General features: G+C 29.8%; 12 protein-coding genes. All 12 read left to right on the top strand.

The genetic code is table 11. The features are described 5' to 3' along the window. Positions 1 to 186: 186 nt before the first annotated feature. The 12 genes from NBRC110019_RS05415 (at position 187) to NBRC110019_RS05470 (ending at position 12,392) form a co-directional block, all read left to right on the top strand. Positions 187 to 903: a polysaccharide biosynthesis/export family protein gene (locus NBRC110019_RS05415; RefSeq protein WP_281753086.1), complete on the top strand. Its 717-nt coding sequence runs from the start codon at positions 187 to 189 to the stop codon at positions 901 to 903. A 14-nt stretch (positions 904 to 917) separates the two neighbouring features. Then, positions 918 to 3,398: a polysaccharide biosynthesis tyrosine autokinase gene (locus NBRC110019_RS05420; RefSeq protein ID WP_281753087.1), complete on the top strand. Its 2,481-nt coding sequence runs from the start codon at positions 918 to 920 to the stop codon at positions 3,396 to 3,398. 4 nt (positions 3,399 to 3,402) lie between these two features. Beyond that, entirely contained in the window at positions 3,403 to 3,972 is a 570-nt protein-coding gene (locus tag NBRC110019_RS05425) for a sugar transferase (protein WP_281753088.1), read from the top strand. Position 3,973: 1 nt separating this feature from the next. Beyond that, entirely contained in the window at positions 3,974 to 4,840 is an 867-nt protein-coding gene (locus NBRC110019_RS05430; RefSeq protein WP_281753089.1) for an ABC transporter permease, read from the top strand. 3 nt (positions 4,841 to 4,843) lie between these two features. Continuing rightward, positions 4,844 to 5,656 (top strand): polysaccharide pyruvyl transferase family protein, encoded by an 813-nt coding sequence (locus NBRC110019_RS05435; protein ID WP_281753090.1) that lies wholly within the window; start codon positions 4,844 to 4,846, stop codon positions 5,654 to 5,656. A gap of 7 nt (positions 5,657 to 5,663) precedes the next feature. After that, entirely contained in the window at positions 5,664 to 6,953 is a 1,290-nt protein-coding gene (locus NBRC110019_RS05440) for an ABC transporter ATP-binding protein (protein WP_281753091.1), read from the top strand. Next, complete coding sequence (locus NBRC110019_RS05445; RefSeq protein WP_281753092.1) at positions 6,937 to 7,497, top strand: acyltransferase; 561 nt, start codon at positions 6,937 to 6,939, stop codon at positions 7,495 to 7,497. The genes NBRC110019_RS05440 and NBRC110019_RS05445 overlap by 17 nt, the downstream gene beginning before the upstream one ends. 58 nt (positions 7,498 to 7,555) lie before the next feature. Further along, a complete protein-coding gene (locus tag NBRC110019_RS05450; RefSeq protein ID WP_281753093.1) occupies positions 7,556 to 8,206 on the top strand; it encodes a sulfotransferase family 2 domain-containing protein in 651 nt (216 codons plus the stop codon). Beyond that, positions 8,190 to 9,098, top strand: coding sequence for a glycosyltransferase family A protein (locus NBRC110019_RS05455; RefSeq protein ID WP_281753094.1), 909 nt, complete (start codon positions 8,190 to 8,192; stop codon positions 9,096 to 9,098). The genes NBRC110019_RS05450 and NBRC110019_RS05455 overlap by 17 nt, the downstream gene beginning before the upstream one ends. 2 nt (positions 9,099 to 9,100) lie before the next feature. After that, positions 9,101 to 10,111 (top strand): glycosyltransferase family A protein, encoded by a 1,011-nt coding sequence (locus NBRC110019_RS05460; RefSeq protein ID WP_281753095.1) that lies wholly within the window; start codon positions 9,101 to 9,103, stop codon positions 10,109 to 10,111. 135 nt (positions 10,112 to 10,246) lie between these two features. Then, positions 10,247 to 10,939 carry a hypothetical protein gene (locus tag NBRC110019_RS05465; protein WP_281753096.1) on the top strand — a complete coding sequence of 231 codons (693 nt, stop codon included), beginning with the start codon at positions 10,247 to 10,249 and terminating at the stop codon, positions 10,937 to 10,939. Position 10,940: 1 nt separating this feature from the next. Continuing rightward, a complete protein-coding gene (locus NBRC110019_RS05470; protein WP_281753097.1) occupies positions 10,941 to 12,392 on the top strand; it encodes a hypothetical protein in 1,452 nt (483 codons plus the stop codon). Positions 12,393 to 12,401 lie beyond the last annotated feature (9 nt).

Here is a 12,401-nt window from a genome sequence, read left to right on the forward strand (position 1 = left end):
CTTCTATGTTTTTTGCAAATTAAACGGAAAAAAATGCAATAGCCGCATTAAAATTTTTTAATTCATGTTATAGGATTATATTTGTTCAAAATGCATAATTTAGAAATGCGGTTACATTTTCTTTTTGTTTTAGTTATAGTTTTTTTTAGTCTGCATTCGTGTATCTCTAGAAAACAGCTCACGTATTTGCAGGATAAGGATGGAAGTATAGATTCTACAATGGTAATTACCCAAGTAGCCAAGCCTTATAGAGTGCAAGTAAACGATTTGATTTCTATTACGCTAAAAGCGGATAACTCTGATTTGGTTCAGATGTTTAATAAACGAGAGAATACAAATCAGCAGCAGACAGTGTCTGAAGCTAACCTTTATATGAATGGTTATGTTGTAGATGAACATGGGAATATAAGAATTCCTGTGCTAGAGGAGGTAAATGTGCTTGGGTATACCACGGAAGAAATTAGGAAAAAGGTTGAAAGCCTTTTGTATGAAAAATATTTAAAAGAAGAAGTACAGCTTTTTGTAAGTGTAAAACTTGCAGGATTGAGTTATACAACTACGGGACAGGTTAATAATCCGGGAAGGGTTACAGTTTTTAAAGATAAATTAAATATTGTAGAGGCGTTAGCGCTAGCTGGAGATATAAATGATGTTGCAGATAGGGGCGATGTTGTAATTGTAAGGCAATATCCTGGCGGTAGTAGAATTCATCATATAGATTTAACAAATGTTAATGCTATGTTGTCTCCTTATTATTATATTAAACCAAATGATATGATAATTGTGAATCCGTTGCCACAGAAGTCTATTGGAACAGGTACTAACGGATTACAGACTTTCACCACTATATTTTCTGTGTTTTCAGTTATTACAAGTAGCATTTTGCTTATTAGAACTTTATAAACGACGAATAGAAGATGTTAGATAGCGATTTTGAAATTAATACTGGGAGAGCTCAATCTCTTTTTGATATAAAAGGTTTTTTTGTTCGTTTAGTAAGCTCTTGGTATATTATATTACTTTGCGTTATTATTGCTATTGGTGGAGCATACTATATGAATTTAAGGGCGAAGAGATTGTATCGTATCGATACTTTAATTTCAATCAAGGAAGAATCGAATCCTTTTTTTAGCAGTAGTATGAGTCTAACCTTTAACTGGGGTGGAGCCTCAGATAAAGTAGAAACAGTACGTACGATTCTTAAATCCAGAGCACATAATGAAAAAGTAGTTAGGCTTACTCAAACCTATATTCATTACATGAAACAGGGTAGGTTTAGAATGGATGATGTTCATAAAAAAGCACCTTTTGTTGTTGAAATAGATGAGTCTAAATTTCAGTTTTTAAACCAACCAATTCAAATAACATTTCTTTCTGAATCTCAATTTACCCTATCTTATGCCCTTGATGAAGCAAAGGAAGTTCAAGGAGTTAGGTATGTAGATGATTTTTCAAAAGACATAGATGTTCCTTTAAAATATACCAAGAAATATAGATTTGGGGATGCTATCTCTGAACCTTTTTTTAGTGGGGTGCTAAAAAAAAGAACAGATGTAGAGCCTAAAAAAGGAAATGTTTATTTTATAAAATTTACTTCAATAACCTCTGAGGTTAATAAATATCGAAATATAAAAGTTGAATTAGAGGTGAAGGGAGCCTCTATGTTACGATTACAACAGGTTGGAGAAAATAAGGATATTTTAGCCGACTATTTAAATGCTACAGTCGAAATATTAAAAAAGGATCAATTAGACCAAAAAAATCAATTTTTCACCAACACCATAGAGTTTATTAAAAATCAATTGGAAGGAGTAGCAGATTCTTTAGCAAAGAATGAAAGAATGTTGCTAGACTACAGACAAGAAAATCGAATTTTTGATGTAAGTAGTAAAGGGCAGTTGATAAATAGTGAAGTTAAAAGTTTAGAGTCAAATAAAATTTTGATTACCTCTCAAATAGGATATTTAAATATTTTAAATGATTATTTGGTTAATAAGTCTGATTATTCATCTTTACCGGCACCTGGTTCTTCAGGTATTGATGATTCTAATATTTTAATAAATGTGACTAAAATAGTTGAACTTTCTGTTGAGCGAGATGCTTTTAGAACGAAGGTTAAAGATCCGATTTATTATAGAAAAATAGATAATCAGATAGACGCATTGAAAAGCGTTTTGTTAGAGAATATTAAAACAGCTAAAGCTAAGCTGGAATTTGATCTTACAAACGTTGAAATAAGATTAGAAAGGGCTAATTATGAATTTAATAAGTTACCAGTTGAAGAACAGCAATTGTATAACATTCAGCGAAAATATGAGTTAACGCAGTCTAGTTATGATATGCTATTAGAAAAAGGAAACGAAGCTAGATTAGCTAGAGCTGCAAATGTTTCAGATGTTAAGGTTATAGATCAGGCAAAAAATATGAATCAATCTGCCCTAACGCCAAATATTTCAAAGAATTATTTCATGGCGGTTTTAGGTGGATTAATTATTCCTTTACTGATTATTTTATTACAGACATTATTAGATAATAAGATTCATGGAACTCAGGATTTAGAAAGGTTAAGTTCTATTCCTGTTTTAGGATTGGTAGGGCATAGTTATGCCAACAATAACTTAGCAGTTTTTAATAAGACTAAATCGGCTATTTCCGAGTCTTTCAGGTCAATACGTTCTAGTTTGCAATATTTTTTAAGAAAGGAAGAAGTAAATAAAAACGAAGATGTTGATTGTAAGGTTATGATGGTTACATCATCTGTTAGTGGTGAAGGAAAAACGTTTTTCTCAATTAATTTAGCTTCTGTTTTTTCATTAGGTAATAAAAAGACAGTATTGGTGGGGCTTGATTTAAGAAAGCCTAAAATATTCGGAGATTTTGATTTGAATAATGATATTGGAGCGGTTAATTATTTAATTGGACAAAAATCATTGGAAGAGGTTATAGAAAATTCAGGGTACGATAATTTAGATATTATTACTTCGGGGCCGTTACCTCCTAATCCATCTGAACTATTGATTAGTGAGCGTATGACTAAAATGATAGAGGAGTTAAAAAAGAAATATGACATTATAGTGTTGGATACAGCTCCTATGGGATTAGTTGCAGATTCTTTAGAGTTGGTTAAATATGTTGATGTTACTTTGTATATAGTTAGACATGGTTATTCTAAAAAAGAAATGCTTGGTTTAATTAATGAAAAGAAGAAAAAAGGAGAAATAGGTGCAGCCGGTATTGTCTTGAATGATTATGTTAATAAATCAAGATATGGATACGGCTATGGTTATGGATACGGCTATGGCTATGGATATGGTTACGGGAATTATGGAAATGGTTATCATGAGAAAGAGCAACGTACAAGCTTGATAAAAAGAATATTTAAAAAGCTTAAAACATAATATTTTGTCGGTTACACAAATAATACTAAAAAGAAGCTTTGATGTTTTCTGTAGTTTATGGGTAGTGTGTGTATTGTTTCTACCGATTTTGTTATTAATATTTATTGCTAGTTTTGATACAAAAGGGACTGGTTTGTTTTTTCAAAAGCGTGTTGGGTTAAATGGACAAAGTTTTGTTATTTATAAGATACGAACAATGTCTGTGAAAGATGATTCAATATCTCGTTTTGGAAGTTTTTTAAGAACATTAAAAATTGATGAGTTACCACAATTTTTAAATGTTCTTATGGGTACTATGAGTATTGTAGGTCCAAGACCGGATGTTATAGGTTTTGCAGACGCTTTAATAGGTGATGATAGAAAAGTTTTAGAAGTGAAGCCCGGAATAACAAGCGATGCTTCAATAAAATATTTTAATGAAGAAGAGCTGTTAAGGGGAAAAGTGAATTTAGATTATGTAGATAGAATTTGGCAAGATAAAGTTAAGCTGAACAAAGAATATGTTGAAAATTGGACTTTTAAAAGGGATTTGAAAATAATCTTAACAACAATAAAATTAATATTAAAAAGATAAGATGCAGAAATCAGATGATCCGGTTTGGATATATGAAATATCTCCTAAAAAGAGTTTGATAGAATTTAATTTTAAGGAAATTTGGAGGTATAGGGATCTATTAATGCTGTTTGTAAAAAGAAATGTAGTAACTGTATATAAGCAAACAGTATTGGGGCCGTTATGGTTTTTAATACAGCCTTTACTAACTGCAGTGGTGTTAACTTTTATTTTTAATACAGTAGCAGGAGTGGATACTTTGGGGGTACCTAATTTTTTATTTAACCTTGCTGGGGTGTCACTATGGAATTATTTTAGAGAATGCCTAACAACTACATCTTCTACATTTGTGACAAATCAAAACTTATTTGGTAAGGTTTATTTTCCAAGGATAATCATGCCATTGTCTACCGTAATTTCAAACCTGTTGAAATATGGAATTCAACTCTTTATTTTCATGGTATTTTACCTGTATTTTATTTTTAAAGGAGCGAATAATTATCATTTTCAGATTGAATTTATTTATTTTCCAGTACTAATATTATCCATGGCTTTTATAGGTTTAGGTTTAGGAATGATTTTAGCTAGTCTAACAACTAAATATAGAGATGTTTCTTTTCTTATAACATTTGCCGTTCAATTGTTAATGTATGTCTCGGCAGTCATGTACCCTATTTCATTTTTGGTAAAAAAGTCACCGAAATATGCTTGGTTGGTAGAAAATAATCCTTTAGCACTTATTGTAGAAACTTTTAGATATATGGTGTTTGGATCCGGAATATTCACTTATTACAATTTGATAGGATCGTTTTTAATATCTGTGGTTATATTTTTATTTGGAGTAATTGTTTTTAATAGGACGGAAAAAACTTTTATTGATACAGTATAGTCTATGAAAGGAATCTATTTATATTGGTGGAGCGAAATTTTTATTCAGAAAAAGAATAAAGAAAATTATGGTGATCTTTTAGGTAAGTATTTAGTTGAAAAGATTTCGGGTAATAGGGTTCATTGGTTTAATCCTAAGAAAAAATGGTTTTTAAAGAAGCCAATTGTTTACGCTACAATAGGAAGTATTCTGAGTCATGTAAAGAAAGATTGGATAGTGTGGGGAAGTGGAATTATATTTAAAACAGATAAGGTTGAAAATGCAAAGTTTTTAGCTGTTCGGGGACCTCAATCAAGAAAACATTTATTAGCATTGGGATATAGTGTGCCAGAGGTATATGGAGATCCGGGTTTATTGTTACCGGATTTTTATAACCCTGTTCATATAGAAAAGAAATATTCATTAGGAATTATACCTCATTATAATGATTATAAAATGGTTTCTGAAATGTATTTGGGTGATGATGATGTTAAAATAATAAACTTAATGACAAATGATATAGAGGGTACAACTGACGAGATTTTATCTTGTGAAAGTATTGTTTCTTCTTCTTTACACGGTATTATAATGGCGCATGCCTATAAGATACCTGCAGTTTGGGTAGAATTTTCAGATAAGGTGCATGGTGATGGGGTTAAGTATCAGGATTATTTTGAATCTGTGAATATGGATTTTTATGAACCCTTAAAGGTATTAGATAAGTTGAGCAAGGAAGATTTGGAAAAGTCTTTGAATGATTTGCCTTCTAAACCTGATGATAAAATTATTTCAACTTTAAAAATGGGGTTAATGGAAGTTTGCCCATTTAAACATTAAATTAATTATGAGTGTAATTTTAAAAGCTGAGAATATATCAAAGCAATATAGACTTGGGTTAGTAGGTACAGGTACGCTTTCTCATGATTTAAATAGATGGTGGTATAAGGTAAGAGGTAAGGAAGACCCGTATTTAAAAATAGGTGATACTAATGATCGTAGTAAAAAAGGGAGCAGTGATTATGTTTGGGCTTTAAAAGATATTAATTTTGAAGTGAAACAGGGGGAAGTGCTCGGTATTATTGGGAAAAATGGAGCAGGGAAGTCAACTTTACTAAAGATATTATCTAGGGTAACTTCTCCAACAACGGGTATAATTAAAACGGGAGGGAGAATAGCTTCCCTATTAGAAGTAGGTACTGGTTTTCACCCTGAGTTAACAGGAAGAGAGAATATTTACCTTAATGGGGCTATTTTAGGAATGAGTAAAGCTGAAATAACTTCTAAATTAGATGAAATAGTTGCTTTTAGCGGCTGTGAGCGTTATATAGATACTCCAGTAAAGCGTTATAGTAGTGGAATGAAAGTACGTTTAGCCTTTGCAGTGGCAGCACACCTAGAACCTGAGATATTGGTAGTTGACGAGGTTTTGGCAGTTGGAGATGCTGAATTTCAAAAGAAAGCAATTGGTAAAATGCAGGATATCTCTAAGGGAGATGGAAGAACTGTTTTGTTTGTAAGTCATAACATGGCGGCAGTAAAGAATCTATGTACTAGAGGGATTATTTTGGAAAATGGAGGTGTTAAATTTGAAGGAGATATTGATTCATCTGTTGATGTATATTTGAATGATGGAGGAAGTAAAATGAAAGGGGAATTAAAAAGGACAGATGATAAAGTAAATGAAAAACTTTTTCACTTCACAGGTTTTCAAGTTGAGAATAAGTATGGAGAAGTTATTTCTCAGGTCTTATCAGGAGATGACATATATATAAGAATGTTTTATGAAGCCAAGGAAGAGTTGGTAAATGTGGTTGGCAGAATACAAATAAAAAATAGATTAGATGAGGTGATTTGTACACTGAACAATTATCATTGTGATGAACCTTTTAAAAAGATATCTAAAAAAGGTAGTTTTTTATGTTATATACCGATGATACCATTTTTTGAAGGCCAGTTTAAGTTTGATTTAAGTTGTTTGTCCAACCTTAATCTATTAGAACATGTGGTTGATGCTGGAGTATTAAATGTACATAGTGGAGATTTTTTTAAAACAGGACGTATTCCAAAAGATAAGAGGGGAGTTTTAATTACAAATAAATGGAGTAATGAGTCTAAAAATGAAAGCATACATTAGGCTTAAGACAATTATTAAAAAGGTACATCGGTTAGCCTTTAGCATTGTTTTTAAGGAGGTTTTTGTTGGGGATTTAGGTAATGTAAGTTCTAAAATAATTATAAAGAAGTTTACTTTAGGAAAAAACAATTTAAAGGTGCATTTGGGTAAGAATGTAACTATTTTGGATTACGTTATTATACAAGGTTCTAGTTCACTTTATATAGATGATAATTCATTTATTGGAGAATTTTCTGTTATAGGAGTTAACAAGGAAATTAAGATAGGTAAGAATGTGATGATAGCTCAGGCTGTATCAATTAGAGATACAGATCATGAATTTAGAAATGTTACGAAACCAATGAAATATCAAGGTATTACTACTTCAGCTATATTTATCGAAGATGATGTCTGGATAGGTTATGGAGCAGTAATAACTAAAGGGGTAAAAATAGGTAAAGGATCCATAATAGCAGCTAATGCTGTAGTAACAAAAGATGTTCCTGAAGGATCTATAGTTGCGGGAGTACCTGCTAGGGTGATTAAAAAGCGTGTATTAGATTAATCTTTATAAAGATTAGATATTTATGTTAGGTATAAATGCGAATATTAAGAAATACCATATGAAATTTAGATTTAAATTGTATAAATCTAAGAGTCATATAAATGCATTACTTGTAAAAAGAGCATTTTTATTCTATAAGGAGCATAGATCTTTATTTTTACATATTCCCAAATCTGCAGGTGTATCAATGCACTATTCTTTATATGAAACTGACTCTTATGGACATATTCCACTAAAGGATTATTATAAATTGTTTGGAAAAAGGGAGGTGAAGAAATGTTTTAAGTTTTGTTTTGTAAGAGATCCATATGAAAGATTGTATTCAGCGTATTCTTATTTAAAAAAAGGAGGTAGAGGATGTCCTATTGATTTAAAATATAAAGAATATTTAACCCCTATAGAAGATTTTGAAGATTTTGTTTTAAACTACTTAGATAGAAGAGAGATTAGGGAAATGGAACATTTTAGGAGTCAAACTTTTTATTTAGTAAATAAACGAGGGAAATTGAATATAGATTTTATTGGTAGATATGAATCTATTGAGCAGGATTTTGGAAGATTATGTGAGCTGTTGAGTACGAAAAAAGGTACTTTACTTAAAGTGAATAAAAATAAAGATAAGGATCCCTATGTTTTAACTACAGAGGTTAAAGAAATTATATATAATGCTTATAAAGAGGATTTTATAAATTTTGGATATAGAAGATAAAAATATAATGTTAGCAATTGTAATACCTTATTTTAAGATAAAGTATTTTAAACACACACTTGACTCATTATTGATACAAACAGATAAAAAATTTGTAGTATATATAGGGGATGATGGTAGTCCAGAAAATCCAGAGGCTCTCTTAAATCAATATGAAGGTAGGATCAATTATGTATATCATAGATTTAAAGAGAATATGGGGCAAAATTCTCTTGTGAAACACTGGGAAAGATGTCTTGATTTGGTTGATAATGAAAATTGGGTGATGATTTTAGGAGACGACGATGTCCTCGAAAGAAATGTAGTTTCTGAATTTTATATTAATAGTAAAGAAATTCAAAAACATAATGTTTCTGTTGTCCGTTATTCCTCGATTAAGATTAATCATTTTGGCGACGAAATTTCTAAAGTTTATCATCATAAGAGCATTGAGGAAGCAAAAGAGATTTTATTTACTGGTAAGAGAAACTCCTTAAGTGAGTATATTTTTAATTATCCTTGTTTATTGAAGAAGGGGTTTAGAGATTTTCCACTTGCATGGTACTCTGATGTATTGGCTGTTTTGGAGATTTCAGAATTTGGAAATATTTTTAGTATAAATAGTGCAATATTAAAGATAAGAATATCTAAAGAAAGTATTTCAGGAAGTGATTTTTATTATAAGTGTAAAGAAAAGTCTCGTTTATTATTTTATTCTATACTTATAAAAAAATATCAAAGTCATTTTTCAACAGAACAGCAAGAGGAATTAATTAAAAGACTATGTAAAACGTATGTAAATAATAAAAAAGTATTATTTTGGTATATAAAAATCAACTCATTATTCATAATGAAATTTAACTTTAAAGCAATTTATTGTTTTCATAAATTAATATCTAAAAGTTTATTATGAGATTGGGTATTAATGAAGTGAAAGATATAAAGACTAAGATTCAAACATGTTTACACAGAGTAATAATACCTTTATTTATACCAAATGAAGAAGGGTATTATAAACAGGCATACGAAATTTTTTTGATTACTATAAAATCCATTTTAATAACAACTAATAATGTTAAAATTTCTGTAATAGCTAATGGTTGTGGAAAACAAGTTATTAAAAAGCTTTTTGATTTATTTGATCAAGGTGTTATAAATGAGTTGATAATAGAAGCAGATCCAATAGGAAAATTAAATAGTTTGCTAAAAGTTTTAAGAACAGTAGAAGAAGATTTTGTTACTGTTTCGGATGCCGATGTTTTGTTTTTAAACGATTGGGAAAAAGAAGTGATGAATGTTTTTAGTGAGTTTCCTAAAGCTGGTGCCGTATGCCCTACGCCAGTTTTTAGAAAACATAATAATTATACTCAAAATATTTGGATAGATTATTTGTTTTCTAGAAAGATGTGTTTTACTCCAGTTAAAAATCCGGCTGCTATGACACGATTTGCAAATAGCATTGGATGGCCTTGGTTAGATGAGAAGTATAAAGATGTATATTTGACTTTAGAAAATAATAACGGTTTTAAAGCCATGGTAGGATCTAGTCATTTTGTTTCTACTTATAGAAAACAAGTATTTCAAATGTTGCCTACCAGTAATACTCTGTTTCAGTTAGGAGGAAATAGTGAAGGAAAATATTTAGATGAAATAGTTGTGAAGTCGGGTAGATATAGATTATCTACAATTGATAATTACGCTTATCATATGGGGAATAAATTGGAAAATTGGCACTTAGAAAGGTTTAATTTATTGGAAAAAGAGAATGTTGAGAGGGATTTTATTAAAAGTGAAAAAATTAAAACCCATAAAATGGGATATTTTTTTAAGAGGAAACTTTATTCAATCATCTTTTCTTCAACGCTTTTAAAACATTTAATATATAAATTTAAGGGACTTAGTACATCCCAAATTAAGGACTTTTAAATGAGCAACCATTCTCTAGTAGTTCACATAGGATTGCATAAAACTGGGACCACTTTTATGCAGAATGCTCTATTTCCTCTTTTTAAGGACGTTCTGATTGTTAGGGCTTGGTACACACACCGAAAAATAACTGATATGCCAATTCAAGAAAGAATAATAATCACTGATGAAGGCATATCAGGAGATCCATGGAAAGGAGATTATTTTAATTCTTTTGAGCAAAATATACTGAAAATAAAAAAAATATATGGAAATCCTAAGATAGTTTTAGGAATAAGGAAGCACAAAGATTTTATTTTATCTATATACAAACAGCATCTACACCAAAAAGGCTATAAAGATTTTTCAGAGATTTTTAATATTGAGAATTCCGGATTAATAAAACATAAAGATATTTTATTTCATCCGAGAATAGAAGTTTTAAATAGGAATTTTGAAAATGTTTTTATTTATACACAAGAATCATTGAATGATGATTTATTTTTTTTTACATCACAATTAGCTGATTTTTTAAATGTTACCTATGATAAATCTAAATTATTAAGCGTTCTAGGAAAGAAAGAAAATACTGGGGTAAGTAGCGTTTTTCAAGTGAATTTATTAAAAAGATTAAACAGATTGAACAGCTCTTCTTTTATGCCAAATTTATATTCTGAAAGGCTTAACAAATATAAATTAACCCCTAGAGACCTTTGTCAGAATAAATTTAAAAATATAAAATCTGAAAAGTTTTCTCTAACAGCTGATATGGAAGCTTTTATACAAGATAACTACAAGAAAGACTGGGATGAGTCTATGGACTATGTTAATACTATAAAATCTATTTGATTTGAAAGAAGAAAATCAATTGATGAAAAATATTTTCCACACGTTAGAGGCAAATTTTCCAGTTGAAAATTGGAAAGTTAATGGCATAGGGATTTGGCCTTATCTTAGAATCAAAATATATATTCATTTATTATCTATAAGTATTAATTCTGGTGGTCGACAAGAGAAAAAGAATGATTTAAAAAAAACTACTGTTATTGCCAAAAATAGACATAGTATCATAACTGATTTTTTGGTGGCGTTTAAAGGTTTTTTCAATTTTTTAAGGGAATTAAAGACCAAAAAAATAGTTTTCTTTGGATCTCATAGTCAAAGAGTACTACATGAAGGGTGTTGGTTCAACCGCTTTTTTGATAGTATGGTAAATACATATAAAATTGACAAAGAAGTCTATATGGTAGAGTATCTTCAAGAACTTGATAATACTTATAACCCGAATTCTATCATTTGTTTAGACAAAAACCTAAATTTTTATAAAACGGTTTTTTTTTGGAGAAAAAGAATTAAAAGAAAATCAGATATTTATTTGAAAAACTATGATCTGTTTTTAAATTATATCCAACAAGAACTAAATATATCTCCAACGGAATTGAGAATACAGGAATCTAATATTATTGATTGGACAAACAAAATAATCTTTTTATCTGGATTTTATAGAATTTTTTTCAAGCGTGTGAAACCAAGCAAAATAGTTTTTGCTGGTTATTATGGATGGGATAATTTGTACGCTGCTATTTATCAAGCAAATAAAATGAAGATTATGACCGTTGATTCACAGACAAACCATATGGTCTTTTCTGATTGGACAAAAATTCCTGAGAGAGGATATGATTTAATGCCTAAGAAGTATTGGAATTGGGATGAGATTTCTAAAAATAACATTGATACATGGGCTTCTAAAACTAATGATGTGTTGGCTTATGTAGTAGGACAATCATATTTGGGCTACTGTAAAAGCAAGTATCAAAATTCTAGTGATGAAAAAATAATTTTTTTTAGTCTACAAACTTTTGAATTAGAAGAAATGATACCTAATGGAATTATTAGTTTTATTAAGAATACTAATTATAAATGGATATTTAGGTTACATCCTAGAAATACTTTTACGCCACAGGAATTAAGTGTGTTTATAAAAAATAGAGTAGTAGAAGATTTGAACTATGAGATTCAAGACTCTAGGTCGGTTCCGATTAGCGAGGTACTTTGTTCTTGTTTTTTGCATATTACAGGATTTTCTGGATGTTTATTGGAATCCAAAATGATGGGCGTATCAACTATATTAATACACCCTTTGGGAGAAGAAATGTTTGAAGATTATATAGATGAAAAAACGGTATTTTTTGTAAATGGTAAGGATGATTTTTTTTATGAAAAAATTATTGAGATAATATCTAATTTAGAATATAAAATTTCTATTTCTCAGAATTTTTATATTCATAATCCTTTAGATTAATTATGAAAT

Source organism: Neptunitalea chrysea (assembly GCF_027924145.1).
GTDB lineage: Bacteria > Bacteroidota > Bacteroidia > Flavobacteriales > Flavobacteriaceae > Neptunitalea > Neptunitalea chrysea.